Origin of the sequence: Azospirillum sp. CT11-132, from assembly GCF_047302835.1 — a bacterium.
Taxonomy (GTDB): domain Bacteria; phylum Pseudomonadota; class Alphaproteobacteria; order Azospirillales; family Azospirillaceae; genus Azospirillum.
This window is the reverse complement of the sequence record NZ_JBGLZA010000003.1, coordinates 1,209,892-1,235,685: the sequence shown is the minus strand read 5'-3', so window position 1 is coordinate 1,235,685 and position 25,794 is coordinate 1,209,892. Positions and strand designations below refer to the sequence as shown.

Annotated in this window: 22 protein-coding genes; 20 read left to right on the top strand and 2 right to left on the bottom strand. The window is 69.3% G+C overall.

The window, feature by feature from the left end; all coding sequences use genetic code 11:
• Nucleotides 1–4: 4 nt before the first annotated feature.
• Together tssB and tssA are read right to left on the bottom strand one after the other, a co-directional pair.
• Nucleotides 5–511: a type VI secretion system contractile sheath small subunit gene (gene tssB, locus ACCD06_RS11585; protein ID WP_085089690.1), complete on the bottom strand. Its 507-nt coding sequence runs from the start codon at nt 509–511 to the stop codon at nt 5–7.
• A gap of 44 nt (nt 512–555) precedes the next feature.
• The gene (gene tssA, locus ACCD06_RS11580) at nt 556–1,695 is read right to left on the bottom strand and encodes a type VI secretion system protein TssA (RefSeq protein WP_413340763.1); all 1,140 of its coding nucleotides are present in this window, start codon (nt 1,693–1,695) and stop codon (nt 556–558) included.
• 279 nt (nt 1,696–1,974) lie between these two features.
• Between tssA and ACCD06_RS11575 the strand changes: the two genes are divergently transcribed.
• The 20 genes from ACCD06_RS11575 to ACCD06_RS11480 all read left to right on the top strand — a co-directional run bounded on the left by ACCD06_RS11575 (nt 1,975) and on the right by ACCD06_RS11480 (nt 25,783).
• Nucleotides 1,975–2,286 (top strand): hypothetical protein, encoded by a 312-nt coding sequence (locus ACCD06_RS11575; RefSeq protein ID WP_413340760.1) that lies wholly within the window; start codon nt 1,975–1,977, stop codon nt 2,284–2,286.
• Nucleotides 2,287–2,304: 18 nt separating this feature from the next.
• Complete coding sequence (locus tag ACCD06_RS11570) at nt 2,305–2,688, top strand: PAAR domain-containing protein (protein ID WP_085089687.1); 384 nt, start codon at nt 2,305–2,307, stop codon at nt 2,686–2,688.
• 4 nt (nt 2,689–2,692) lie between these two features.
• Nucleotides 2,693–3,796: a class I SAM-dependent methyltransferase gene (locus ACCD06_RS11565; RefSeq protein WP_413340758.1), complete on the top strand. Its 1,104-nt coding sequence runs from the start codon at nt 2,693–2,695 to the stop codon at nt 3,794–3,796.
• A gap of 152 nt (nt 3,797–3,948) precedes the next feature.
• Nucleotides 3,949–6,639 (top strand): type VI secretion system ATPase TssH, encoded by a 2,691-nt coding sequence (gene tssH / locus ACCD06_RS11560; RefSeq protein ID WP_413340756.1) that lies wholly within the window; start codon nt 3,949–3,951, stop codon nt 6,637–6,639.
• Between the two features lie 154 nt (nt 6,640–6,793).
• Nucleotides 6,794–7,270: an Hcp family type VI secretion system effector gene (locus tag ACCD06_RS11555; RefSeq protein WP_109073055.1), complete on the top strand. Its 477-nt coding sequence runs from the start codon at nt 6,794–6,796 to the stop codon at nt 7,268–7,270.
• Nucleotides 7,271–7,416: 146 nt separating this feature from the next.
• A complete protein-coding gene (locus ACCD06_RS11550) occupies nt 7,417–9,537 on the top strand; it encodes a type VI secretion system Vgr family protein (RefSeq protein ID WP_413340753.1) in 2,121 nt (706 codons plus the stop codon).
• Nucleotides 9,538–9,601: 64 nt separating this feature from the next.
• The gene (locus ACCD06_RS11545) at nt 9,602–10,171 is read left to right on the top strand and encodes a DUF6931 family protein (protein ID WP_247870529.1); all 570 of its coding nucleotides are present in this window, start codon (nt 9,602–9,604) and stop codon (nt 10,169–10,171) included.
• Between the two features lie 4 nt (nt 10,172–10,175).
• Complete coding sequence (locus tag ACCD06_RS11540) at nt 10,176–11,456, top strand: FHA domain-containing protein (protein WP_413340751.1); 1,281 nt, start codon at nt 10,176–10,178, stop codon at nt 11,454–11,456.
• 54 nt (nt 11,457–11,510) lie between these two features.
• On the top strand, nt 11,511–12,845 hold the full coding sequence (gene tssK / locus ACCD06_RS11535) for a type VI secretion system baseplate subunit TssK (protein ID WP_109073059.1): 1,335 nt from the start codon (nt 11,511–11,513) through the stop codon (nt 12,843–12,845).
• Nucleotides 12,846–12,875: 30 nt separating this feature from the next.
• Nucleotides 12,876–13,646, top strand: coding sequence for a hypothetical protein (locus tag ACCD06_RS11530; RefSeq protein ID WP_413340749.1), 771 nt, complete (start codon nt 12,876–12,878; stop codon nt 13,644–13,646).
• Nucleotides 13,643–15,799 carry an MFS transporter gene (locus ACCD06_RS11525; protein WP_413340747.1) on the top strand — a complete coding sequence of 719 codons (2,157 nt, stop codon included), beginning with the start codon at nt 13,643–13,645 and terminating at the stop codon, nt 15,797–15,799. Before ACCD06_RS11530 ends, ACCD06_RS11525 begins: the two co-directional genes overlap by 4 nt.
• Nucleotides 15,800–15,804: 5 nt before the next feature.
• The gene (locus ACCD06_RS11520) at nt 15,805–16,887 is read left to right on the top strand and encodes an ABC transporter substrate-binding protein (RefSeq protein ID WP_413340745.1); all 1,083 of its coding nucleotides are present in this window, start codon (nt 15,805–15,807) and stop codon (nt 16,885–16,887) included.
• 10 nt (nt 16,888–16,897) lie between these two features.
• Nucleotides 16,898–17,689: a GNAT family N-acetyltransferase gene (locus ACCD06_RS11515; protein ID WP_413340743.1), complete on the top strand. Its 792-nt coding sequence runs from the start codon at nt 16,898–16,900 to the stop codon at nt 17,687–17,689.
• Nucleotides 17,690–18,580 (top strand): hypothetical protein, encoded by an 891-nt coding sequence (locus ACCD06_RS11510; RefSeq protein WP_413340741.1) that lies wholly within the window; start codon nt 17,690–17,692, stop codon nt 18,578–18,580.
• Nucleotides 18,577–20,016: a hypothetical protein gene (locus ACCD06_RS11505; RefSeq protein ID WP_413340740.1), complete on the top strand. Its 1,440-nt coding sequence runs from the start codon at nt 18,577–18,579 to the stop codon at nt 20,014–20,016. Before ACCD06_RS11510 ends, ACCD06_RS11505 begins: the two co-directional genes overlap by 4 nt.
• A 9-nt stretch (nt 20,017–20,025) precedes the next feature.
• A complete protein-coding gene (locus tag ACCD06_RS11500; RefSeq protein WP_413340738.1) occupies nt 20,026–22,179 on the top strand; it encodes a PP2C family protein-serine/threonine phosphatase in 2,154 nt (717 codons plus the stop codon).
• A 104-nt stretch (nt 22,180–22,283) separates the two neighbouring features.
• Complete coding sequence (locus tag ACCD06_RS11495; RefSeq protein ID WP_085089672.1) at nt 22,284–22,622, top strand: STAS domain-containing protein; 339 nt, start codon at nt 22,284–22,286, stop codon at nt 22,620–22,622.
• Nucleotides 22,623–22,695: 73 nt separating this feature from the next.
• Nucleotides 22,696–23,097, top strand: coding sequence for a response regulator (locus ACCD06_RS11490; RefSeq protein WP_109073067.1), 402 nt, complete (start codon nt 22,696–22,698; stop codon nt 23,095–23,097).
• 268 nt (nt 23,098–23,365) lie between these two features.
• Nucleotides 23,366–24,931, top strand: coding sequence for a BON domain-containing protein (locus tag ACCD06_RS11485; RefSeq protein WP_413340735.1), 1,566 nt, complete (start codon nt 23,366–23,368; stop codon nt 24,929–24,931).
• Nucleotides 24,932–25,174: 243 nt separating this feature from the next.
• Nucleotides 25,175–25,783, top strand: coding sequence for a TetR/AcrR family transcriptional regulator (locus tag ACCD06_RS11480; RefSeq protein ID WP_109073069.1), 609 nt, complete (start codon nt 25,175–25,177; stop codon nt 25,781–25,783).
• The last annotated feature ends 11 nt before the right edge of the window (nt 25,784–25,794 follow it).

Below are 25,794 nucleotides of genomic sequence, written 5' to 3'. Positions count from 1 at the left end.
GGGATCAGCCCTCCTTCGTCTCGGTGCCGAGCTCGCCGCTCAGCGCCTTCAGCTCGTCGGTGTTCTGCAACACGCGCTCCAGCAGACCTTCCAGCTCTTCCGAGCGGTCGGCCTTGCTCAGCAGGTCGCGCAGCTGGTTGCGGGTCTCCAGCAGCTTGCGCAGCGGCTCGACCTGCTGGACGACGCGGCCCGGCTCGAAATCCTCCATCGACTTGAAGGCGAGATCGACCGACAGCTGGGTGCCATCGTCGGCCAGGGTGTTGTCGACCTTCATCTTCAGGCCGGGCGTCATGCGGGCCATGACGTCGTTGAAGTTGTCGCGGTCGATCTGAATGAACTTGCGGTCCTTCAGCGGCTTCAGCGGCTCGGTCGGATCGCCCGAGAAGTCGCCGAGGACGCCCACGACGAAGGGCAGCTCCTTGACGACGGTCGCGCCTTCGGTCTCGACGTCGTAGGTGATGTGGACGCGGGGCTTGCGCACGCGATCCAGCTTCTGGTGGATACTCGCCATGTGATCGGACCTCCCTGCTCACGCCGTAGGATAGGCGATGATCGTCAATACCCGGATTGTTCTGCCGGCGGCGGCGCCTTGGCGCCGGACGCGATGAAGAACTGCCGCCGCGTTTCCTCGTCGGTGATGAGCTCCAGCAGGAGTTCCTGCAACGACATGCGGCCGCGGCGGACCACCTCCTCAAGCGTGTAGGAGATGGGGGAATGGGGTTCTGTCTTGCGGAAGAAATCGGCGACCTGCAAGAGGACCTTGAAGGCCTCCTCGCGCGTTGCAACGGCCCCGCTGGCCTGGACCTTCGCCGTCGCGGCCACGGCCCCGCCGCCGGCCGCCACCAGCTCGGTCGATCCCGAGGGGCTGTCGGCCGTTGCCTCCGGCTCGTCGCCGGACAGGGTCGCCAGACGGTCGCGCGCGGCGTAGTTCACCGCGTCCAGCGCCGCCGCCAGCACGTTGCGGATGTTGCCGGCGGGCGGCGAATCGTAGCCGGCCTTGTCGTAGAGGATCTTGCCCAGCGCCTCGAACTCGTCGATGGCGCCCTGGATGTCCTCGACGAGCGTCTTGAATTCCGACGCCGGCGTCTCGCGCACGCTCTGCTCGAACTGTTCCCAGGTGACGGCACCGTTGTCGATTCGCGCCTGCCGGCGCGCTTCGTCGGTGATCTTCGCCAGCTCCACCGCCTGCTCGTACTGCCAGAGCGAATAGGGGATGTCCCCCATCGTCAGCGGCACCTTGCGGATCGGCTGGATCAGCGTGCCGTCGGCCGATTCACCGTTCAGTCCGGTCAGCGGGCCCACGCGGGTGGCGATGCCGTCCTCGTCCGGGGCGGGATACAGCCCGTCCCAGAACCGCTCCACCAGGCCGCGGGCCAGCGCGAAGCCGTCACGCAGGCCGGTATAGCCCTCCGCCCGCAGCAGCGCCTCGATGTACCAGGCGGTGACCTCCAGGTCCTTGGCCTGGGTGCGCAGGATTCTGGGGCTGACCTCCAGGATGGTGCGCCATTCCGGCAGCAGCCCGCCGGCATCGTCCTCCACATCCATGGAGCGTTCCGCGGCGCGGGCGGCGCTGCGCGCATCCTTTACCGTGTAGTAGTCGGCCGAGGCATTCTCGCGCAGGTCGATTCCGGACTCGGATTCACCTTCGATCGGCTGCAGAAGCTCTTCAATGTCGAAAATTTGCGGTGACGCCATGTTAAGGAGAACACCCTTTCCGCATTCATATGAAAGAAGCAATAGCCGCCCGCCGGCGCTCCCGCCAGTTTGGGAGTAAGCGTTCAAGCCGCAAAATTGATAGCGTTACTTACAACGTTTCGACAAGGCTATTCGTCATGGCAGCCCTGGACGAACGAAATATTGCAATTGCGTAACAAATTAGCCGGTGGGCTAGCCCGACAAGCTTGACGAAACGCAATTGCGGATGAATGCTGCCGGTCTGACATCGGAACGAAGCTCCTCGGGATGCCTTTTGCGATGACTCCTGGCGCCAATCCGTACAACCCGCAAGACATCGCCATCGGCCTGCCGGCCGATGTGGCCGTGCCCGAGGAGACCGGCATGCCTGTGCTGGTGGAAAAGCGCGACCCCTCCGGCCGGCTGCTGGCGCGGGTCGGCATCGCCGCGGGGGTGCTGGAGGGACCGTGCCTCTTCTTCGCGGAGGATGGCGAGACGGTGGTGTCGCGGATGATGTTCCGCGCCGGCCGCCCGCTTCTGCCGCAATCGCCGGGCGTCCCGTCGCCCTTCCTGTCCGGCTGCCCGGTGGCTGCCGGCGAATCGCCGTTCTGACCGGCCGGAGTCACCAGGATGCCGCCCGCTGCCCGCCTCGGCGACCTGATCAAGCAGGACACGCCGCACTGCCACGCACCGATCCACCCGCCGGCCCCGGTGCCGGCGCCGGCACCCCATCCGGGCCTGCCGCTGGCGATCATCCTGGGCAGTCCAACGGTGCTGATCGGAAAGATGCCGGCGGCGCGGCTGACCGACATCTCCGCCCCCTGCGTGCTGCCCGGCTGCATTCCCGCCGGTCCCGGCATGATTTCGCAAGGGTCGGGCACCGTTCTCATCAACAGCCTGCCGGCTGCCCGGATCAACGACATGACCGCACACACCAGTTGCGTCGCCCCGATCCCCGCACCGGTCGGCAAGGTGCTGCCGCCCGGCTGCCCCACCGTCATCATCGGCGGCTGACCGCATGCGCCTCGGCCATTTCGAGAGTCTGCGCCCGATCTGCCCGCGCTGCCTCGCCACCCGCGGAGCCGCGGTGCCGTTGGCGCTGGGCATGGTGGAGCAGGCGACGGCGGAGGATGTGCGCTGGGGCACTCTGGTGTGCGGCGACGACGCCTGCGCCATGGAATATCCCATTGTCGACGGCGTTCCGATCCTGGTTCCCGACCTGCGCGGCTGGATGGCGGCCAACGGCCATCTGCTGACCACGCGCACCGACCTGCCGGCGGCGATGGAGGGTGTGCTGGGCGATGGCTTCGGCCCCGACAGCGCCTTCAACGCCACGCGCCAGCACCTGTCCAGCTATGGCTGGGACCATTACGGCGACCTCGACCCCGCGACGCCGCCGGGCGGGGCTGGGTCGGTGGTGCGCTGTCTTGACGCCGGGCTGGAGCGCCTGGGCGCGCTGCCGGCCGGGCCGGTGCTGGACCTCGGCTGCGGCGCCGGACGGACCAGCTTCGAACTGGCGGACCGGACCGGTGGCCTCGTGGTCGGGCTCGACCTGCACTGGCCGCTGCTGATGCTGGCGCGGCGGGTGATGGAGCGGGGGGAGGCGGTCTTTCCGCTGCGCCGCTCCGGCATCGCCTATGACCGCCGGCGGATCGAGGCCCGGTTCGCCGGGGCGGAGCGGGTCGATTTCTGGATCGGCGACGCGCTGTTCCCTCCTTTCGCCCCGCAGCGATTTGCCTTGGTTGCGGCGATGAACGTGCTCGATTGCGTGGCTTCGCCGCCGGCGCTTCTGCACGCCATCGACGGGGCAGTGGCGGACGGTGGCGGCGCGATTCTGGCGACGCCCTTCGATTGGTCAACCCAAGCGACGCCGGTGGAGGCCTGGCTCGGCGGCCATTCCCAGCGCGGCGACGATGCCGGCCGCTGCGAAGCGGTGCTGGCCCGGCTTCTGACGCCGGGGGCCGATCCGCAATCGGTCGGGAGGCTGCACGCTCAAGGAGAGCCGGTCGATGTTCCTTGGACAGTGCGTATGCATGACCGCGCATTTATGCAATATATAACGAATTTGACGATGTTGCGCGCATGTTCCGAGAAAGATGCTGGAAAGTTTCATTCGGCTTGAGAAGCATTGCTGTGGATTTTTCGAAATAGCTTGGCCAGAGTTCGCGGTACAGCCACAGGACGAACCGGCCGGCCGGTTGAGATGGAGCGGACGCCAAGGGCGTTCTGCCCGCATGGGTTGAAGATACGAAAGCACGAGAAGGGGGTGGAGCCATGGTGGCGGTCGATCTGCAGAGCATGATTTCCCGGCTGAATCCTCTGTGCCGGCGGGCGCTGGAGGCGGCGGCCGGTCAGACGCTGTCGCGCACGCATTACAATTGCGAGATCGAGCACTGGCTTCTCCAGCTGATCGGTGCCGCGGACGGCGACATCTCCGCCATCCTGCGCGTCTATGAGATCGACGCCGGCCGGCTGTCGGCCGACCTGACGCGGGTGCTGGACAAGCTGAAGACCGGCAACAGCCGCGCCCCTGCGCTGTCGCCCAACCTCGTCCAGCTGATGCGCGAGGCGTGGGTGCTGGCCTCCCTGCAATATGGCGAGGGGGCGGTGCGCTCCGGCCATCTGCTGACGGCTCTGCTGTCCGACGAATCGCTGTCGGTCCAGGCGCGCGACATGTCCGGCCAGTTCGCGAAGATCACCGCCGAGGCTCTGCGCCGCGACCTGCCCAAGATCGTCGCCGACACTGCGGAGGCGCGGACCAGCGCCCCGGTCGCGGCTGCCGGTGGCGGTGCCGCCGCCGCGTCGGCCGGTGGTGCGCCGAAGGCGGGCGGGGCGACCCCCAACCTCGACCAGTACACCATCGACCTGACCGACCGCGCCAAGAACGGCAAGATCGATCCGGTTCTGGGCCGCGACGCCGAGATCCGCCAGATCATCGACGTGCTGACCCGCCGCCGCCAGAACAACCCGATCCTGACCGGCGAGGCCGGTGTCGGCAAGACGGCGGTGGTGGAGGGCTTCGCGCTGCGCATCGCCGCCGGCGACGTGCCGCCGGACCTGCGCAACGTGCGCCTGCTGTCGCTCGACCTCGGCCTGCTGCAGGCCGGCGCCGGCATGAAGGGCGAGTTCGAAAACCGGCTGAAGGGGGTCATCGACGAGGTGAAGGGCTCCAGCCAGCCCATCATCATGTTCATCGACGAGGCGCACACCCTGATCGGCGCCGGTGGGCAGGCCGGCCAGAACGACGCCGCCAACCTGCTGAAGCCCGCCCTGGCGCGCGGCGAGATGCGCACGATCGCCGCCACCACCTGGGCCGAATACAAGAAGTATTTCGAAAAGGACCCGGCGCTGACCCGCCGCTTCCAGGTCGTGAAGGTGGAGGAGCCGGCGGAGCCGGTCGCCGTCGACATGATGCGCGGCCTGACCGCCACGCTGGAGAAGCACCACAAGGTCCGCATCGTCACCGAAGGGCTGATCGAATCGGTCCGCCTGTCCAGCCGCTACATCCCGGCGCGCCAGCTGCCCGACAAGGCGGTCAGCTTGCTCGACACCGCCTGCGCCCGCGTGGCGATGAGCCAGACTGCGACGCCGCCCGCCATCGAGGACCGCCGCCGCACCATCCAGCTGACCGAGACCGAGGTCGCGATCCTGGAGCGCGAGGAGGCCATCGGCATCGACCATGCCGAACTGCTCGCCGCGCTGAAGGACAAGATCGCCGCCACCCAGGCCGATCTGGCGACGCTGGAGGCGCGCTGGACCAAGGAACTGGAGCTGGTCAAGGCGATCAACGAGACGCGTGACCAGCTGGTCGCCGCGCACGAGCAGTCCAAGGCCCCGGCCGCGGAGGGTGCAGCTCCCGCGGAGCCGCTCGACGCCGAGGCGCTGAACGCCAAACTGAGCGCGCTGACCGCCGAGCTGACCGCGCTGCAGGGCGAGGATCCGCTGGTCAAGGTCGCGGTGGACGGGCAGGCGGTGGCCGAGGTGGTCGCCAACTGGACCGGCGTTCCGGTCGGCCGCATGGTCTCCAACGAGATCAAGACCATCCTGTCGCTCGCCGATCGCATGAAGGAGCGGATCATCGGCCAGGACCATGCGCTGGACGCTATCGCCCAGGCGATGTGGACCAGCCGGGCCAAGCTGACCGACCCGCGCAAGCCGATCGGCGTCTTCCTGATGGTCGGCACGTCGGGCGTCGGCAAGACCGAGACGGCGCTGACCCTGGCCGACCTGATCTATGGCGGCGAGCAGAACGTCACCACCATCAACATGACCGAGTACAAGGAGGAGCATAAGGTCTCCCTGCTGCTCGGGTCGCCTCCCGGCTATGTCGGCTTCGGCGAGGGCGGCGTCCTGACCGAGGCGGTGCGCCGCCGGCCCTACAGCGTCGTGCTGCTGGACGAGCTGGAGAAGGCCCATCCCGGCGTGCAGGACATCTTCTTCCAGGTGTTCGACAAGGGCACGATCAAGGACGGCGAAGGCCGCGACATCGACTTCAAGAACACCGTCATCATCATGACGTCGAACGCCGGCACCGACCTGATCCACAAGCTGTGCGCCGATCCGGAGACCGCGCCGGACGCCGACGGGCTGCTGGAGGCGCTGCATCCGGAACTGCAGAAGAGCTTCAAGCCGGCCTTCCTCGGCCGCTGCACGGTCATCCCGTATTTCCAGCTGTCCGACGAGAATCTGGCGAAGATCGTGGTCCTGCAGTTGAACCGCATCGCCAAGCGGGTGGTGCAGAACTACAAGGCCGCCTTCTCCTACTCCGACGATCTGGTCCAGAGCATCGTCAGCCGCTGCCAGGAGGTTTCCAGCGGTGCCCGCAACATCGAGACCATCCTGAGCCGCACGCTGCTGCCGGAAATCTCGTCCCGCATCCTCGCCCGCATGGGCGACGGCGAACCGATCACCCGCGTCCACGTCTCGGTCGATGGCGAAGACCGCTTCGTCTACGACATCGCCTGACCCATCCGGAAGCGGGAGAGCCGGGGCGGGGGCGAGAAAAACAGGCGGGCGGTGACGCCCGTCACAGCACCCGCCTCAATTCTTTCGTAACCATACTGCACAGACCAAGCTTACCCGTTAAGACCGACCTTCAAGAGAGAGCGAGGAGACCAACATGGCGATCTACATCAAGTACGAAGGCATCGACGGCGAGGCCACGCACGAGACCCACAAGAAGTGGCTGGACGTCGGTTCGCTGCAGTGGGGCGTCGGCCGCGCCATCAGCACCCCGTCGGGCTCGACCACCAACCGCGAGGCGTCGGAGCCGTCGGTGTCGGAAGTGACCATCACCAAGCTGATGGACAGCTCCTCGCCGAAGTTCTTCGTCGAATCCTGCACCGGCGCCATCGGCAAGAAGGTGCAGATCCACCTCGTCACCACCGGCAGCCCGGGCAACACCTATGCCGAGTACACGCTGACCAACGCCCTGGTCTCGGCCTACTCGATGTCGTCGGGCGGCGACCGTCCGTCGGAGTCGATCTCCATCAGCTTCACCAAGATGGAGTACAAGTTCATCCCCTACGACGACAAGAACAAGGCCGGCACGCCGATCTCGGTCTCCTACGACCTGTCGACGACCAAGAGCGCCTAAGTTCGGCTGCGCTTGCCCCCACCCCGACCCTCCCCCGCTTCGCAGGGGAGGGGGGTATTCCCTCCCCGCCCAGCGGGGGAGGGTTAGGGTGGGGGTAAGGCACCTGCCGTCATTGATACTCTCTCTACTTCAAGGACCAAGCCCGCATGTCGGATGCGCCCACCATCTCGCAGACCGGCCGGCTTCTGTCGCTGACCTCGCCGTTGGGCGCGGACGTGCTGATCCCGGTGGCCGTCGAGGGGGAGGAAGGGCTGTCGCGCCTGTTCCGCTACACCATCACGATGATCTCTCCGCGGATGACGATCGCGCCGGCCGACATCCTGGGGAAGTCGCTGACGCTGTCCATCGCGCGCAAGGGCGGCGATCCCCGCATCGTCAACGGCATCGTCTGCAGCTTTTCCGCCGGGCCGCTGGCCCTGCGCGGCTATCGCCAATACACCGCCGAGATCGTGCCGACCCTGTGGCTGGCCACGCTGCGCTCCGACTGCCAGGTCTTCCAGGAGAAGAGCGTCGTGCAGATCGTCGACGCCATGCTGTCCGACTGCGGCGTGACCGAGGTGAAGAAGCAGGGACTGTCCGGCACGCACAACGCCCGGCCGGTCTGTGTCCAGTACCGCGAGACGCATTTCGACTTCATCGCCCGCCTGTTGCAGGACGAGGGCATCTATTTCTATTTCCAGCACGAGGCCGGCAAGCACACGCTGGTGCTGAGCGACAGCGCCTCCGGCTACACCGACTGCCTGGACAAGGATGTCATCCACGCCACCTCGGTGCAGGGCAACACGCTGGCCATCGACGGCTGGGCGCATTCGCAATCCTACGTGTCCGGCAAATGGACGCTGAAGGACTATAATTTCGAAACGCCCAGCACCGACCTGACCGCCAGCACCACGACGGTGCTCAGCGTTCCCGCCTTCAAGTCGCACGAGATGTTCGGCTATCCCGGCGGCCACATGGTGAAGGCCGACGGCACCACCCTGTCGCGCCTGCGCATGGAGGAGACGGAGACCGGATACGAGCGGGTGGAGGGCAGCGCCACCTACCGCGGCCTGTTCGCCGGCGGCAAGATCTCGATGACCGGCCATGCGGTGACGGCCGAGGTCGGCAAGGGCTATGTCCTCACAGAACTGGCGTTGAGCGCACAGGACCAGAGCCATCTGGGCAACGGTGGCGTTCCGCCGTCCTTCTCCTGCCGCTTCGCCGCGATCCCCGACGCCACCGTGTTCCGTCCGCCGCCGGTGCCGCGCCCGCGTACCCATGGGCCGGACACCGCGACCGTGGTCGGCCCCAGCGGCGAGGAGATCTATTGCGACAAATACGGCCGGGTGCGGGTGCAGTTCCATTGGGACCGCAAGGGCACCAACGACGAGAAGAGCTTCGTCTGGCTGCGCGTTGCCCAGACCATGGCCGGCAAGAACTGGGGCACCATCTTCACCCCGCGCGTCGGCATGGAGGTGCTGGTCGATTACATCGGCGGCGATCCCGACCGTCCCCTGATCGTCGGCTGCGTCTACAACGCGGAGAACATGCCGCCCTACACGCTGCCCGACAACAAGACGCAGAGCGGCATCAAGACGCGCTCCAGCAAGGGCGGCGATACGGCCACCTTCAACGAACTGCGATTCGAGGACAAGAAGGACGCGGAGGAGATCTACTTCCACGCCCAGAAGGACTTCACCCGGATGGTGGAGAACGACGACACGCTGACCGTCGATCACGACCAGACCATCACCATCAAGAACAACCGCACCGAGACGGTGTCGGAAGGCAACGAGTCGGTCACCATCGCCAAGGGCAACCGCAGCGTCACCGTGTCGGAAGGCAACGACAGCCACGAGGTGTCGACCGGCAACCAGTCCCTGACGGTGGGGGAAGGCAACCGGACCGTCACCGTCAGCAAGGGCAACGACACCCACACGGTCAGCCAGGGCAACCGGACGGTGGAGGTCGGGCAGGGCAACGACAGCCTCACCGTCGGCCAGGGCAACATGGCGATCGACGTGAAGCAGGGCGACTATGCGCTGAAGCTCGGGCTGGGCGACGTGTCGGTGAAGGCCAGCACCGGCAAGATCACCATGGAGGCCACGACCTCCATCGAACTGAAGGTCGGCGGCAACAGCGTCAAGATCGACCAGACCGGCGTCACCGTCAAAGGCCTGATGGTCAAGGTCACCGGCGACAGCCAGGTGCAGATCAAGGGTGCGATGACCCAGGTGAACGGTGACGCGATGGTCCAGGTCAAGGGCGGCGTGGTAACCATCAATTGACGAAACACCGCCCAGAGTGGGGCGGTCTTCACAAGCGGGGTTTGGGACGGTGGACATCGGGTTGTTGCCGAAGTTGCGCTTCGCCCGCGCGGCCGAAGCGGTCGCGGGGCTGGACCTGTCGGCGGAGGCGAAGGCGCTGTTCGCGCCGAACGCCCCGACATCCGCCTACCTGAAGGCGCTGATCGATGCCGAGCTGTATGCGGACGCCATCCGTCTGCTGGGCATGGCGCTGCCGCGGCGCGAGGCGGTGTGGTGGGGCTGTCTGGCCGCCCGCGGCGCGCTTCCTCCTGAACCGGCGCCTGCCGACGGGGCCGCGCTGGAGGCGGCGGAGGCCTGGGTCTTCCGTCCGACGGAGGAGAACCGCCGCGCCTGTTTCGCCCCCGCAGAAGCGATGAATTTCGAGACGGCCTGCGCCAATGCCGCCATGGCCGCCTTCTGGTCCGGCGGCAGCCTCGCTCCGCCCGATGCGGCGGTGGTGGTGCCGCCGGGTGACGGGTTGACCGGCACCGCCGCCGCCGCCGCGGTGCTGCTCGCCGCCGCCGCGGTGCCGAAGGAGATCAAGGCCCGCCATCGCGCGTCACTGGCCCAGGCGCTGGACATAGCCAATGGCGGCAGCGGCAAGGTGGGGGCGTGATCCGATGAAGCTTCGCCTGACCCTGATCCAATGCCCGCCGTCGCAAGGCGCCGACATCGCTCGCGACCTCGGCACCGGCCGGCTGGTGATCGGCCGCGGTCCCGATTGCGACTGGATACTGAACGACCCGGAACGGACACTGTCCAAGATCCACTGCATGGTGGAGTTCAAGGGCGGCGTCTACATCGTCATCGACAGCTCGACCAACGGCGTCTTCCTCAACGACGCGCCGGCCCCGATCGGCCGCGGCAACTCCGCCGTGGTGGGAGAGGGCGACCGGCTGCGGCTGGGCGGCTTCGTCATGCGCGCCGGCTTCGCCGCGGAAGAGGCGCCGGCCGCCAACGATCCCTTCCTGGCGGTGTTGCGCGGCTCCGACACCCCGACGCAGACGGCGCAGGCGGCGGAGGAAGACCCCTTCGCCGTGCCGGCCTTCAACAGCGGCGCGGTGCCGGTGATGCCGATCCCGGAAGACGAGGATCTGTTCGGCGACCTGCCGCGCGCCGACGACCGATGGAGCGACAAGCCGTCCGGCGGTTGGCAGCCGACGGCTGCAGCGGCGCAGCCCGACGCCTACGGCCGCGATGCCGACTGGGCCGGCGCGGCCCAGCGCGATTTCTCGCCGGACAGCCTCGGCACCATCCGCGTGGCGCCCGAACAGCCGGCCTTCGACCAGGGAAGCGGCGGCGGCAGCGGCGGACTGTCCATCCCCGACGACTGGCTGGACGATCCGGTCGATCTGCCGCCGGCCCAGCCCTCGCCGCCGGCAATGCCGGCCTTGCCCCCCGCATCGCCACCGCAGCCCCAGGCGGACAGCCTTCCGCCGGAGGATTGGGCGGACGATCCGCTGGTGCCGCCCGCCTTCGGTGCACGCCCGGCGCCCTCCGCGCCGCCGGCCGCTGACACCGGCTTTGATTCCGGCTTCGCATCCGTCCCCGGTTCCGACCCTTTGGCCCGCGCGCTGGCCGACGTCGTGCTGTCGCTGGTTCGGCGGCAGGCGGCGCTGGAATCGCTGCTCGGCCTCGATCCGGAGGACACGCTGGCGCAGGGGGCCTCGCCCCTGCTCCGTGCGGCGGATGCCGACGATGCGCTGGCCCGGCTGCGCGCCCTGCCGCCCGCCGAGGCGGAGGCGCTGCTGCAGTCGGCCGCGGCCGACGGCGCCGCCCACCAGTCGGCCCTGCTGGCGGCGGTGCGCGAGCTGACGGGCGAGACGGCCGACGGCGGCGCCCGGCTGGCGGCGCTTTACCGCCGGCTCCTGCCCATCCACCGCCACGCGCTCGGCGGCTGACGGCGGAAGACGACCCATGACGACGACCACCAGCCTGCAAGAGGGAAAGCGCCCATGAGTTGGGACGACAAGGTCATCTGGTCCGAAGGCATGTTCCTGCGGGCGCAGCATTTCCAGCAGCAGGACCGTTACGTCGAACGGCTGGTGCGCGGCCGGGTGGCCGGCCTGCGCCCATTCGCCTGGGGCATCAGCGAGCTGACGATCAACCGCGAGCTTCTGGCCGTAGGCAAGTTCGCCGTGCTGCGCTGCAAGGGCATCCTGGAGGATGGGACGCCGATCAACATCCCCGACGACGACGATCCGCCGCCGCCGCTCGACCTGCCGGAGACGCTGGCCAACAGCATCGTCTATCTGGCCCTGCCGGTGCGCCAGCGCGGCGGCGTGGAGTTCGAGGTCGGCGAGAGCGCCGACGCCGCCACCCGCTATGTCGGCGAGGAGACGGAGACGGTCGACGCCATCGCCGGGTCGGCCAGCGTGTCGCGCATCCGCACCGGGCGGCTGCGCCTGCGCTACCGGCTGGAACGGCAGGAGCGTGCCGGCTACCACTGCCTCGGCCTCGCCCGCATCCAGGAGGTGCGGTCGGACCGCCGGGCCACGCTGGACGAGCGCTATATCCCGCCGGCCCTGAACGTCCAGGCGCTGGCCCCGCTGGCCGGCTACGTCACCGAAATCCAGGGACTGCTGAACAGCCGGTCGGAGGCGCTGGCCGCCCGCGTCGCCGGGTCCAACGGGCGCGGCGCCGGCGAGATGGCCGATTTCCTGATGCTTCAGGTCGCCAACCGCTCCGAACCGCTGTTCGCCAACATCGCCCGCATGCCCGACATCCATCCGGAACGGCTGCACGGCATGATGCTGTCGCTGGCCGGCGAACTGGCCACCTTCACCGCGGTCAACAAGCGGCCACCTGCCTTCCCGCCCTATCGGCACGACGACCTGCAGGCTACGATGGAGCCGGTGATGGCGGAGATCCGCCGCTCGCTCAGCGCGGTGCTGGAACAGACCGCCATCCCCATCGACCTGCTGGAACGCAAATACGGCATCCGCGTCGGCACCATCGCCGACCGCTCGCTCATCACCACCGCCACCTTCGTGCTGGCGGTGCGGGCGGACATGCCGGGAGAGGCGCTGCGCCGCAACTTCCCGGCGCTGGTCAAGATCGGTCCGGTCGAACAAATCCGCGAACTGGTCAATGTCCAGTTGCCTGGCATCCGAGTAAGACCGCTGCCCGTCGCACCCCGGCAACTGCCCTATCATGCCGGGGCCGTGTATTTCGAACTCGAACGCGGTAGCCCGATTTGGAAACAGCTTGCAACATCGGGCGGAATCGCGGTTCATCTAGCGGGTGACTTCCCCCAAGTGGCGATGGAGCTTTGGGCGATCCGTGGCTGATGTATCACCAATTCGTCATGTAGGGATGCGATGAGGCTCGGCGGCGTGCTGGCCTTACGCACGGGCGCCGTCATCGCCGCGACGGTGGCGACGGCCGTTCTGCTGTCCGTCGCCCTGTCCGGGCTGAAATTCGAACAGAAGCTGCGCGAGGTCACGACGTCCCGCCTGACGGTGGTGGCGGACGAGATGAGGCGCCGGGTCGAATATGGGCTGACGCTGGGGCTCGATCTGTCCGAACTGGTCGATCTGCAGGCGCAGGCCGAACGCGCCGCCTCCGGCGAGGAGATCCTCGGGGTGGAGGTGGTGGACGACCGCGGCATCGTGCTGTTCGCATCCGACCGCAACAGCGTCGGCCACCCCAGCCCGATCCATTGGAGCGAGGATCCCGGCAGCACGCTGCGCCAGCGCGTCGATGGCGACGTGCTGGTCATCGGCACCGGCGTGCGCAACAGCTTCGGCCAGACGGTGGGCGAGGTGATCCTGCGCTCCTCCCTCACCGGCCTGAAGGCGCGGGTCGCGGCGGTCGAAGGCGGGCTGCGCTTCGGAACCCTGGTCCTGGTGCTGATCGCCGCGCTTGCGACTTTCGCCGCCGTCTTCGTCGTCGTGCGCCAGGGCGGCGGTCGCCGCGGACTGGCCGCCGGCGCGGCACCCCTGGGTGTGGTGCGCGACCGTCTGAACCATGGCATCGCCGACGCCGACCGCGCCATCGAGGACCTGGAGCGGGAGCTGGATGCGATGGCTCCCCTCGGCAGTCCATCGGTGAACATGGCATCGCCGATGCCGAAAGGGGCCGCGCCGTGACCGGAAAAGGACAATCCAGCGCCGCGCCGGCCGCGCCGGCCCGGCAGCGCGACCCGATCAGCGCGCTGGTGCTGCGGCTGACCATCGTCACGGTGGCGGTCCTGCTCGTGGCGGCGGGGGCGGCATCCTGGCTGTCTCTGCGCAGCTTCGACCCGCTGTTCCAGCCGGAACTCGCGCGCAAGGCGCAGACGGTCGGCGGCCTGCTGGCGGCGCAGATCGACCGCGGCCTCGGCGTCCGTATCCCGCTGGACCGCATGGCCGGCCTCGACGCCCTGCTGGCGGCGGAGGTCGATCGCCACGACGACATCGCCTACATCGCGGTCACCGATCCTGCCGGACGCATCGTGGCGACGGCGGGCAAGCCGCTCGCCGGGCTGTCGTCCGTGCCGGCCGGCCGGCTGTCCGGCCCCGCCGACGGACGGCTGGTGAGCGGCTTCGTCGATGTCGAGAACCCGCTGGGCGGGACCGGCGCGTCGGCCGGCGCGCTGCATGTCGGCATCGACAGCGCCTTCCTGGCGAAGGCCTCCACCGATCTGGCGCTCGACGTGCTGTCGGTGGTCATCGTCTCCGTTCTGCTGATCTTCGAAGTGCTGCAGCTTGTGGTGAATCTCGCCATGCGGCGGGTGCTGACCCTGCGGCTGCTGGCGGACAGGTCGGAAGAGGGCGATTTCCGCGCCACCTTGCCGGTGATCGCCGAACCTGCCGGAACGCAGGCCGCCGGCGCCAATGACGACCGCGCGCTGGAAGGCGGCGTGCGGGCCGCGCTCGACAGCGTCAACGACCGCCATGCCGGACTTGCCGCGCGGGTGGCGGAGCTGCGGCGGCGGCTGGGCAACGACGATCCGCGGGTCGACCGGGCGGAGGCCGGGCTGGCCGCGCTCGCCGGCCGGTTCCGCTTCCGCGATCCGCAGTCCGCGACCCCGCCGCCGACACCGCTGAACCTCGTCTTCCTGCGTCTGCCGGTCTTCCTGTTCTGCCTGTCGGAAGAGCTGTCGCGCCCCTTCCTGCCGGCCTATGCCAAATCCTTCGCCGGCGAGGTGCCGTGGCTGACGCCGGACATGGTGGTCAGCCTGCCGATCACGCTGTTCATGCTGATCTGGGCGCTGTCGCAGCCGGGCGGGGCGCGCTTCTCCGAACGCTGGGGCCGGGCGCGCTCCTTCACCATCGGGGCGCTGCTGGGCTCCGTCAGCCTGGCGCTGACCGCCTATGCCGGCTCGCTGTTCGAACTGATGCTGTGGCGCTGCCTGACCGCGCTCGGCTATGGGCTGGTGCTCATCACCGCGCAAGGCATCGTGGTGGACCACACCACGCCGCGCAACCGGGCAGCGGGCATGGCGATGTTCATCGGCGCCCTGCTGGCTGCCGGCGTCTGCGGCCCGGTCGGCGGCGGTATCATCGCCGATCAGGCGGGCTTCCGCGCCACCTTCCTGCTGGGCGCGGTCCTGGCGCTGGGTTCCGGCCTGTCGGTCAGCCTGCTGCTCCTGCGCGGGCGCTCGGCAGCGCGTCCGGCCAGCGCGGCAGCGCGTCCGGCGATGGGCAGCGCGCTGCCGCTGTTCCGCGATTTCCGCTTCTCCGCCCTGATGGTGCTGAGCGCGATCCCGACCAAGATCGCCTCCACCGCCTTCCTCTTCTGCCTCGTCCCGCTTCTGCTGACCGCCGACGGCGCCACCAAGGCGGAGATCGGCCGGGTGCAGATGATGTATTTCGTCGCCTTCATCCTGGTGTCACCGCTGGCCGCCAGCCTGTCCGACCGCTGGCAGGCGCGGCGCGGCTTCATCGCCGCCGGCGGCATCGGCACGCTGGCCAGTTGCCTGCCCATCGTCGCCACCCAGGCGTTGTGGGGGCCGCCGCTGGCCATCGCCCTGTTCGGGCTGTCCCAGGCGCTGGTCGGCGCGCCGCAGCTGACGCTGGTCTCGCAGATCGCCCGCGAGGGCGGCCTGCAGGAGACCGCGGCCATCGGCTGGTACCGTCTGATCGAGCGGCTCGGCGGCGCGCTCGGCCCCGTCACCGCGATGGCGGTGGCGGTGGCCACCTCCTACCGGGAGGCGATGCTTGGCATCGGCCTTCTGTGCGGGGCGAGCGCCCTGCTGTTCTGGATTCTCTTCCGCACCGGCCGGCCGGCCACCCCAGCGACCCGGCCGCAGGAGGCTTGACCGCGATGAGCGCGAACTTCTTCGACGAGGACGACCTCCTCCGCATCCGCCGCCGTTCGCTGCTGCGGCTGGCCGCCGCCGGCGGGCTGGCGCTGCCGGGCCTGCCGCTGGCCGGCAACGCGCTGATCGGGTCGGCGCTCGCCGCCGCTGTGCCGGACAGGACCTTCCGCATCACCATGGTGCTGGGCCGCGGCGAGAGCGACAACGAATACGGCTTCAAAGACTATCTGGCGCGCCGCGGCCTGAAGGTCGACTACACCATCCGCAACACCGGCGGCGACACCGCCAAGCTGCCGGGCATCATCGAAGAGATCAAGGACACCCGCCCCGATCTGATCTACAGCTGGGGCACGCCGCAGACCCGCGGCCTCATCGGTCCCTTCGACCAGCCCGATCCGCGCAAATACGTCACCGACATCCCGGTCGTCTTCACCTTCGTCGCCGCCCCGGTGGACGCGAAGATCGTACCCGACCTCGCCCGTTCGGGGCGCAACGTCACCGGCACCATCCACATCGCCCCCATCGCGGTCCAACTGAACACCATCCAGGCCTATCGCCCGATCAAGCGGCTGGGCGTCGTCTACAACCCGCAGGAGCGCAACTCCGTCCTCACCATCGAGGGGCTGCGGGCGGAGACGGCTCTGCGCGGGCTGGAACTGATCGAGGAGCCGGTGCCCTTGAACGACCGGGGCGAGCCGATTTCCGCCGCGGTTCCAGACGCCATCGCCCGTGCGGCGCAGCGCGGAGCGGAGATGCTGTATATTGGCCCCGACACCTTCATCGCCTTCCACAACCGCAGTGTCGTGGCGGCGGAGGCGTTGCGGCTGCATCTGCCGACCTTCTCCGTCACCGAGCTGATCGTGCGCACCGACAAGGCGATGCTGGCGCTGGCGAGCAGCGCCTACGGCATCGGCCGCTTCACCGCCTTCAAGGCGGCGCAGGTCCTGCTCGACGGCGCCAAGCCGGCGGAAATCCCGGTGGAAACGCTGAAGCGCTTCTCCGTCATCATCAACATGGCCACGGTGCGGGCACTGGAATATTACCCGCCCATCGGCCTCCTGAACTTCGCGGAAATCATCGAATCGTGAGTGGCGAATTATGAGCGTCCTGCCCCCCGTCCCCCTGCCGTTCGGCGCGATCCCCCTGCGCGGCGACGCCGCGCGCGCGGTCGCCGCCGTCCGCCTGCGGGCGCTGGCCGCCGACCTGCCGGACGGGCTGAGCGTCCGCATGATGGACCTGGACGATTCCAATCTGCTCGCCGACTTCCGCGTCCGCGTGGTGGCGACGCTGGAGGACCCCGACCATTACCGCATGGCGGGCGAGGTCGGGAACTTCGTCACCGACCATCTGGGCGACCGGGGCCTGACTGCCGGCATCTTCCGCAAGGGCGCGCTGGTCGCCTACGGCGCACTGGGCCTGCCGTCGGCCACCGATCCCAACCGGGGTCGCGACCTCGATCTGCCGGAAGCGGAGCTGCCCTGGGTCGCGCACATGTCATCGGCGATGGTCGATCCGTCGGAGCGCGGGCGCGGGCTGCATCACCGCCTGATCGACTGGCGGATCGAGGTGGCGGAGGCGCTCGGCCGCCGGCATCTCGTCACCACCGTCAGCACGCGCAACCACCGCAGCTGGGGTCATCTGGCGCGGCACGGCATCTATCCGAAGCGGCTGATCCGCGTCGGCGGCGATCTGGTGCGGCTGCTGGTCCACCGCGACTTCACCGTCGACCCGGTCTTCGACACCGCCAGCGCCGAACTGGTCGCGGTGGAGGAACTGGCCTCCCGCTGGGACGTGTTCGACCGCGGCCATGTCTGGGGCCGCGTCGCGGCGGGCGAGGGGGCGTCGCAACGCTGGTACGCGCTGTGCGGCCGGGAGCGCGATCCGCGCTGATTGGGCCGCACTGATTGGGTGGCGCTGATCGCGCCGTTGCGGATCGGCCGGAGGGAGAAGACCGGGATGGGATCGGGCAGTTTCGGGGCGCGGCTGGCGGCGTTCGTGGCGGTGGCGGTGTTCGTCGCCGGCCTGTCCGCCGTCGTGCTGTGGACGCGCGAACAGGCGCGCCGCCTGGACGAGGCCGTGTCCTCCCAGGTCGGCTTCGTGCTGAGCGAGGCGAAGACGTCGCTCGAGACCCAGCTGAATCTCGGCCTGGCGCTGGGCGACCTGCCACAGGTCGATGTGCTGCTGGCCCGCGCCCGCGCCGCCCTTCCCGGCATCCAGTCCGTCGCCGTTCTCGACGAGGCCGGCACCATTCTCTTCTCCACCAACGCGGTGGAGGTGGGGGAGGCGCTGCCGCCCCGCCCGGCATCGGCGTCCGACAGCCCCGGCGGCCCTGACGGCGACGTCAGCGGCTTCTGGTCGGAGGTGCGCGGGGCCGAGCGGGTCTATGGCGTCGGTCTCGCCACCAGCTTCGATACCGCGGCCGGCAGCGTCCTGGTGCGCATGCCGTCCGGCGCGATGGCCGAGCCGATGCGCCACTATGCCCTGACCCTGTCCATCGGCGCGGTTCTGATCGTGCTGCCGCTGGCCCTGGTCGGCTGGCTGGCCGGGCTGGGGATCGCCGCCGGGCCGCGGCGGTCTCTGGCGGATCTCGCCGCCGCACTGGAAGGGCTGGGGGAGGGTGCGACCGCTCTTCCCGCCCCTTCCGCTCCCCAATCCATGGCCCGATCCACCGCCCAGGCACTCGGCCTGCCGGCACCCGCCTTCACCGATGCGGTGCGGCGGCGCCTGACCATCCTCGACGAGGCGGAGCGCGAAGTCGCCCGCCTGGACGAACTCGCATGACATCGCGCAGCCACCGCTCCTTCATGCTCGGCATTCCCGCCGTCATCCTGCTGGCCGCGGCGCTGGCTATGGCCGGGGTCGGGCTTCTCGGCACCTGGCTGGCGCAGGACCAGCTGGGCGAGGCGCGCGCCGGCAAGGCCGCCGCGGTGGCGGAGGCGGTTCAGCACGATCTGGAACGCGCCATCGGCTACGGTATCCCGCTTCCGCGCATCGAGGGGGTCGGCGCCTTTCTCCAGGGCATCGCCGACCGCAACGCTGACATCGGCTTCCTGGCGCTGACCGGCGCCGATGGCGCGCTTCTCCAATCGGCGGCCACCGGCGGCTCCCTTCCCGACCGCAAGCAGATGGAAACGCTGGCCGCCTCGCTGCGCAGCCTGCCGACGCCCGAGACCCGCGCCGCGACCCTCCAGCCGATCGAGCGCGACGGCTTCCTGATCCTGCGCCTGCCGGTGCGCATCGGCCGCCTGTCCTCGGAAGGCGGCGGCGGTGGGGTGGGGCAGCCGCCCGCCGGCCATGTGCTGGTTGGCGTACAGCCCGGTCAGGTGCGCGGCCAGATCGCCGGCGAGCTGGCGACCGTGGCGCTGGGCGGTCTGGCGGTCCTGCTGCTGCTGGCCGAACTGGCCGGCGTGCTGGCCCGCGCCAGCTTCCGCGCGCCGCTGCGCCGGCTGGCCCGCGCGATGAAGGAGGCCGCGGCCGGCCGTTTCGCCACGCTGCTGGGCCGCCGTCCGCGCGATCAGGTCGGCCGTCTGCTTTTCTCCTTCAACGCCGTGGTCTTTGGCCTGCACGAGCGCCGCCAACGCTTCGCCGCCCATGCGGAAGAGGTTCGCGCCGCCGTCTTCGACCCGGAGGTCGCCGAGGCCGTCGACCGCACCCGCCGCTCCGCGCTGGAGGCGCTCGGCTCCGGTCTTGAGGCCGCTCCCCGGCGCGAGGTCGATTCCCGCGCCGACGACATCCATTCCTTCGCCCTGCTGGCAGCGTCCGCCGCGGCGATGCTGGCGACGGGCATTGGGGCGGGTGCTGCGGACCTGTCCGGCGGCATGCTCGCCGCTCTGCCGGCGGTCGCGCTTGCCGGTCTGGCCGCCGGTTACGCGGTTCCCGCCCGCCTGCGCCGGATTGCCGCCCTGCTGACCGCGCTGCTTCTGCTGGCGGCGGCAGTCGCGGCGATTGCCGCGCTTTCGACGTCCGCTCTGGCCTCCGGCTTGCTCGGTGCGGCGTCGGGAGGCTTCGCCGCCGGGCTGGCGCTGTCCTATGTGCGGCGGCAGACCGGGGACGGTGGCCTTCCATCGATCCTGCGGGCGCTGGCGGTCGGTGTCCTGGCCGCGCTGCTTTGGGCGGTGGCGGTCGATTGGGACGGCGGCTTGCTTGCCGCGTCGGCCCTGCTTCCCGCCGGGTTGGCCTTGCTGCTGGCGCGGCCTATCGTTGTTCCGCGGAGCTGAGAGACCCCCATGCTGCTCCAGACCCGCATCATCCTGTTCGTGCTCGCCACCGTCACCATCGTGGCCGGCCTGCTTCTCGGGTTCGCCGCCCTGCGCGAGGACGCCGCCGACGAGCGCGCGCGCGAGCTTGAACTGGCGCGGCTTGAAACCTCCTGGCAGCTCGCCGTTTCGGGCGCCGTCGGCCGCATCGACCAGGGACTCGGCCGGCTGGCCGGCGACGCCGAGATCGCCCGCGCGGTCGAGGTGGAGGAGCGCGGCGCGCTCGACCGCCGGGTCGCCGCGCTGGGGATTCTCGCCGCCCCCGCCACCGGCGGCATCACCGACGTAAACCTGCTGTCGAAGTCGGGCGACCTGCTCTACAGCAGCGATCCGGCCTTCGATCCGGCGCCATTGCTGAATCGCGGCGCGCTCGACGCCATCCTGTCCGGGCAGAAGCTGGCGCGCGGCGTCCGTCTGGTCGATGGCGAGCGCCTGGTGGTGGTGGCCGGCGTGCCGATCTATGCCGGGACCGGGGCCGGAGGCGGCGCGGGCAGCGGGGCCGGCGTCACCGGTGCGGCGGTGGCCGGCCTGGACTTCGTCGCCGCGCTCGACGTGCTGCGGCGGACCACCGGCGGGCGCGTCTTCGCCGTCAGCCGCAGCGGCGCCGCCCTGGATGGAGAGACCGATCCGCTCTGGCCGGCGGTCAAGCCGCTGGTCCGACCGGCAGAGCGCAGCATCACCCATGTCGCCGACGGCGGGCGCCGCTACGCGCTGGCCAGCCTGCCGGTGGCCGATCTCGCCGGCGGCCGCGTCGCCACCGTGCTGATCGCCTCCGACGTCACCCAGGCGGTGGAGGAGCAGGCGCTGTGGTCGGTCGCCTATGTCGCGGCGGTCGGGCTGGTGCTGCTGGGCGCGCTGGGGTTGCTCTACGGCTTCCTGCGGCGGAACTTCTCCACGCTCGACGGGGCGGTGAAGGCTCTTCAGGACCTCTCCCACGGCCGGTCCATGGGCTATGTCGAACTGCCGGCCGGCAATGACGAGATCGGCCGCATCGCCGGCGCGGTGGAGGTCTTCCGCGGCGTGATGCGCGAGATCGAGCGTAGCGCCGGCCAGCGCGAGCGCCGCCTGCGCCGCCAGCAGCGCTTCATCCGCCGCCAGATGGAGGCGCTGGCCGTCACGCTGGAGGAGGATGCCCGCCAGACCCTGCTGGAGGAGCTTCGCCAGATCGAGGCCGAGACCCACGACGCCCAGTCCTCGCAATCCAAGGGGGTGGGCGACGAGCTTGGCCTGCTGGCGCTGGGCTTCTCCCGTCTGGCGACGCGGGTCAGCACCCAGCAGGTGCAGTTGACCCAGATGGTGCGCGACCTGCGCGAGGCCCTGGAGGACAAGCGCCGCCTCATCAGCCTGCAGCAGGAACTGGAGATCGCCCGAACCATGCAGCTGACCATCCTGCCCCAGGTCTTCCCCGATCTGGCCGAGCTGGACATTGCGGCGCGCATGATCCCGGCCAAGGAGGTCGGCGGCGATTTCTACGACTTCTTCCCGATCTCCGAGCACAAGGTGGCGCTGGTCATCGCCGACGTGTCGGGCAAGGGCATCCCGGCCGCCTTCTTCATGCTGATCACCCGCACGATGCTTCGCGCCATCGCCGAATCGGGCGTCGGCCCGGCGGAGACGATGCGCCGGGTCAACAACCTGCTGGCGGCGGAGAACGAACAGATGATGTTCGTCACCGTCTTCTATGGCGAGCTGGACCTGCGCACCGGCGTGCTGGCCTATTCCAACGGCGGCCACAACCCGCCGCTGCGCATGACCGCGTCCGGCGCGGTGAAGGAGCTGGAGCGCACCCCCGGCATCGCGCTGGCCGCCATGCCCGACATGCCCTTCGGCGAGAAGAGCGTCATGCTCGACACCGGCGACATGGTCTTCCTGTTCACCGACGGCGTTACCGAGGCGTTCAACGGCGAGGAGGTGATGTACGGTGACCCCCGCCTTGCCGCCGCGGTCGCCGGCCAGTCCAGCGCGTCCGCCCGCGACGGGCTGGACGGGGTGCTGACCGATGTGGCCCGCTTCACCGCCGGGGCGCCGCAGTCCGACGACATCACCTGTCTCGTCTTGCGCTGGCGCGGGGCGGCGGACGCTCCGGTCTCCGCCCTGGCGGCGCTGTCCGATCCGGTCGCCTGACGGCGGCGGCCGGGAGGAAGCATCCGCTGCACCGCGAATGCATCGTCGGGCGCCAGCCGACATGGTATAAGCACCAACGTGGTAATTCGAGGCGAGGGCAGGGTATGAACATCACCGAACAGTCGGTCAACGGCGTCACCGTTCTGCGGGCGGAGGGGCGGATCGACAGCGGCAATGCCGGCGAATTCGAATCGGCTCTGCTGTCGGCCATCGGCGCCGAAGGCACGCGGCTTGTTGTCGATATGGCCCAGCTTTCCTACATCAGTTCTGCCGGGCTTCGTTGCCTGCTGGTCGCCGCCAAGGCGGCACGGACGAAGCGCGGCTCGATCGCCCTTTCAGCCATGGCGCCGCACATCCGCGAGGTGTTCGACGTCAGCGGCTTCTCGTCCCTGTTCGAGATCCATGCCGACGCGGCTGCGGCGGTCGCGGCTCTCGGCGGGTGAGGGGATAAGGGGCGGGCTTCCGCCGGCCGTTGCCGGCTTTTCGATAAGGCGGTTCCCAAAAGGAACCGGGTGTATGATGGGAAGTGCCATTCGGCCCAACATCCTGGTCGTGGAGGATTCTCCGGCCGTTCGCCTGTCCGTCGCCGGCTATCTGGAAGGGCGCGGTTTCGAGGTGACCGAGGCGGAGAACGGACGCGCGGCCATCCGCGCGCTCGACCGCCGCAGCTTCGACCTGATCGTCACCGACGTGCTGATGCCGGAGGTCGACGGGATCGAACTCATCAAGGCTGCCCGCAGCGCTCAGCCCGACGTGAAGATCCTGGCCATGTCCGGCGGTGCGCCCAACATGCCGGCCGGCTATCTGCTGAAGATGACGCGCATGTTCAATGCGGACGAGATCATCTACAAGCCCTTCCTCAATGAAGAGTTGGGGGCCGCGGTTGCCCGTCTGCTCGACCGGCCGCTGCCAAATTAAGCAGATCGACACGTCTGCCCAATAATGGGGCGCAAAAGAAAACGGCTTCGGTGCATGAAGCGCCGAAGCCGCAAGTGATGCGTGGAACCAACCGCTCTGCACCACGCAAGCGCCGTGCCAGAACTCTCGATATCGCCGGGGGGCGGCCGCTGAAAATCCGGAACGCCGTTTGACCGCTCCTGTTGTTCGGGGAAGGACGGGCGCGCCCACGCCTTTCGTGGCGCGAAGCCCGCACTCCAAGAATCCGGAAAAGAGGGAGCCGACCACGATGGCGCAGTACGAGAATCGGTGGCGGGGCGAAGGCCGCGACTGGCGCGACGACGACCGGGAGCCGAACCGGCATCGCGACTGGGGCGAAGGGCCGCAGCGCACCGGCGTCTATGGCCAAGACGACGACCGCCGTCACGAAAGCATGTATCGCACGCAGGCCCACCGCCACCAGGACGACCAGGGCCGCAGCTACCGCGACGCCGGCTATGGCGGGCGCGTCGGCAACGAATCCGGCGGCTACGGCCGCGAGTCCTATTCCGACAGCGACGACCGCCGCGGCGATACCTCCCGCGAGATGGAGCGCGTATATGACCGCAGCTTCGGCGGTGGCCGTGACATGAGCCGCGGCGGCTACGGCGCCGGCTATGGCGGGCGGTCCGGGTCCAGCGGTTATGGCGGCTATGCCGGCGCCGGCAATGCCGGGACCGAGGGCAATTACACCAACCGCGACGTCGGCAACGCCGATTACCGCGACCGCGATTACGGCGTGCGCCCGTATGGCGAGGGCGACCGTGGCGTGCGTGGCCGCGGCACGCTCGGCTATGGCGGGCGCGAGTATGGCGAACGTGACCGCGATTACGGCTCGCGCGGCTATGGTTCCCAGGGCGGCACCCAGAGCAGCGGCTATGGCGGCGGCTACGAAGCCGGCCGCGACCGTGGCGATTGGGAGCGTGGCGACTGGAGCCGGCGCGATTTCGGCGGCAGCTCCTCCACCAGCTACGGCGGCGGCCAAGGGGGCGGCGGCTACGAGCGTGACGACCGCAACCGCTCCTGGGTCGAGGATCGCGGCAGCATGCTCCGCGGCGGGCAAAGCCGTAGCGACTATGGCGGGGGCTATGCCGACGACCGGTACGAGCGCCGGGGCGACGACCGTGGCCGGAACCGTGATCGCGGCTTCTGGGAACAGGCCGGTGACGAAATCGCCTCCTGGTTCGGCGACGACGATGCCGAACGCCGCCGCCGCGAGGACGAACGCCGTGCCTCCCAGCATCGCGGCCGTGGCCCGCGTGGCTACAGCCGTTCCGACGAGCGCGTGCGCGAGGATGTCAGCGACCGCCTGACCGACGACGCCTACATCGACGCCTCCGACATCGAGGTGACGGTCAGCGGCGGCGAGGTGACGCTGACCGGCATGGTGCCCGACCGCCACACCAAGCGCCGGGCCGAGGATGTCGCCGAATCGGTGTCCGGCGTGTCGCACGTGCAGAACAACCTGCGCGTCCGCAGCCAGACCGGCAACCAGAGCGCCACGGGCTGGGGCAGTTCCACCGGCGCCGGGGCCTCCGCCATGGCGACCGCGGGCGGCGGCACCACCTCCACGTCGATGTCCGGGACCACCGGCGGCCATCAGGGCTCCGACACCACCACCGCCGGCAGCGCCGCCGGGCTCGGCATGGGGACCGGCGCCAACACCGGCTCGGCCTCGCCGACCAGCACGGGGACCGGCGCCGGCACCAGTGGCGGCCCGGCCGGAGCCTCCGCAGGCACCGGGTCGATGGCCGGCTCCACCACGGGCGTGACCGGCTCCACCGGCACCGGCCGCTCTCCCAGCACCCGAAGCTGACCGGCAGGCATCGCCTTCCGATACAAGGGCGCGAAGCCCGGCCTCCCAGACATCTCCGCCTGGGCAGGTCGGGCTTCGCGCCTTTTTCGCGACGGAACGGCGCCTGCCGTCGTCACGCCGTCAGTCCCTTGCCGGGCAAGGGTTTTCCGCAGATGACGCGGAATTCATTTTTCTTGGAGACTGGTTCCTTGACACTCTAAGGATCTCGACTATCGTCAGTTTTGAAACCCGTGAGTTCCATTCATGCCTCTTGATGCGGAAGAGATACCTGACTGGCGCGCTCGCCGGCGCGAGGTGATCCTCAACGCCGCGGCGGAGCTGTTTGCCGGCCGCGATTACGCCTCCGTCCAGGTGGAGGAGGTGGCGAAGCGGGCTGGCGTGGGCAAGGCCACGCTCTACCGCTACTTCCCCTCCAAGGAAGAGCTGTATCTGGAATCGCTCGAACGGGCGCTGGGCGGGCTGGAGCACAAGCTGAACGCCGAACTGGCGCCGCAGCAGGTTCCCGCCTCCGTCCGCCTGTCGGCGATGGTCTCCGCCCTGGTCGGCACGCTGAGCGAGCAGTTGCAGACGTTGAAGCTGCTGGGCGGCGACCAATCCGATCTGGCCGACCGCAGCCGCCGCATCCTGCGCCGCCGCAGCCAGCGCAGCGCGACGGCCCTGCAACAGGTCCTGGCGGAGGGCATGCAGTCGGGTGAATTCCGCAAGATCGATCTGGAGATCGTTCCGTTGCTGATCATCGGAATGGTCCGTGGCGGGATCATGCAGGTGGGCGACCGCCCGCGCGAGGCGCTGGAGCGCTCCGTCATCGATCTTCTGATGTCCGGCATCACCAACCTGCCCCCCTTCATATAAGCGCTGCCGGA

Excerpts from the sequence above, each read along its gene's own strand:
- tssB (WP_085089690.1), bottom strand. The coding sequence starts at position 511 with ATGGCGAGTATCCACCAGAAGCTGGATCGCGTGCGCAAGCCCCGCGTC.
- tssA (WP_413340763.1), bottom strand. The coding sequence starts at position 1,695 with ATGGCGTCACCGCAAATTTTCGACATTGAAGAGCTTCTGCAGCCGATC.
- ACCD06_RS11575 (WP_413340760.1), top strand. The coding sequence starts at position 1,975 with ATGACTCCTGGCGCCAATCCGTACAACCCGCAAGACATCGCCATCGGC.
- ACCD06_RS11570 (WP_085089687.1), top strand. The coding sequence starts at position 2,305 with ATGCCGCCCGCTGCCCGCCTCGGCGACCTGATCAAGCAGGACACGCCG.
- ACCD06_RS11565 (WP_413340758.1), top strand. The coding sequence starts at position 2,693 with ATGCGCCTCGGCCATTTCGAGAGTCTGCGCCCGATCTGCCCGCGCTGC.
- tssH (WP_413340756.1), top strand. The coding sequence starts at position 3,949 with ATGGTGGCGGTCGATCTGCAGAGCATGATTTCCCGGCTGAATCCTCTG.
- ACCD06_RS11555 (WP_109073055.1), top strand. The coding sequence starts at position 6,794 with ATGGCGATCTACATCAAGTACGAAGGCATCGACGGCGAGGCCACGCAC.
- ACCD06_RS11550 (WP_413340753.1), top strand. The coding sequence starts at position 7,417 with ATGTCGGATGCGCCCACCATCTCGCAGACCGGCCGGCTTCTGTCGCTG.
- ACCD06_RS11540 (WP_413340751.1), top strand. The coding sequence starts at position 10,176 with ATGAAGCTTCGCCTGACCCTGATCCAATGCCCGCCGTCGCAAGGCGCC.
- tssK (WP_109073059.1), top strand. The coding sequence starts at position 11,511 with ATGAGTTGGGACGACAAGGTCATCTGGTCCGAAGGCATGTTCCTGCGG.
- ACCD06_RS11530 (WP_413340749.1), top strand. The coding sequence starts at position 12,876 with ATGAGGCTCGGCGGCGTGCTGGCCTTACGCACGGGCGCCGTCATCGCC.
- ACCD06_RS11520 (WP_413340745.1), top strand. The coding sequence starts at position 15,805 with ATGAGCGCGAACTTCTTCGACGAGGACGACCTCCTCCGCATCCGCCGC.
- ACCD06_RS11515 (WP_413340743.1), top strand. The coding sequence starts at position 16,898 with ATGAGCGTCCTGCCCCCCGTCCCCCTGCCGTTCGGCGCGATCCCCCTG.
- ACCD06_RS11505 (WP_413340740.1), top strand. The coding sequence starts at position 18,577 with ATGACATCGCGCAGCCACCGCTCCTTCATGCTCGGCATTCCCGCCGTC.
- ACCD06_RS11500 (WP_413340738.1), top strand. The coding sequence starts at position 20,026 with ATGCTGCTCCAGACCCGCATCATCCTGTTCGTGCTCGCCACCGTCACC.
- ACCD06_RS11495 (WP_085089672.1), top strand. The coding sequence starts at position 22,284 with ATGAACATCACCGAACAGTCGGTCAACGGCGTCACCGTTCTGCGGGCG.
- ACCD06_RS11490 (WP_109073067.1), top strand. The coding sequence starts at position 22,696 with ATGATGGGAAGTGCCATTCGGCCCAACATCCTGGTCGTGGAGGATTCT.
- ACCD06_RS11485 (WP_413340735.1), top strand. The coding sequence starts at position 23,366 with ATGGCGCAGTACGAGAATCGGTGGCGGGGCGAAGGCCGCGACTGGCGC.
- ACCD06_RS11480 (WP_109073069.1), top strand. The coding sequence starts at position 25,175 with ATGCCTCTTGATGCGGAAGAGATACCTGACTGGCGCGCTCGCCGGCGC.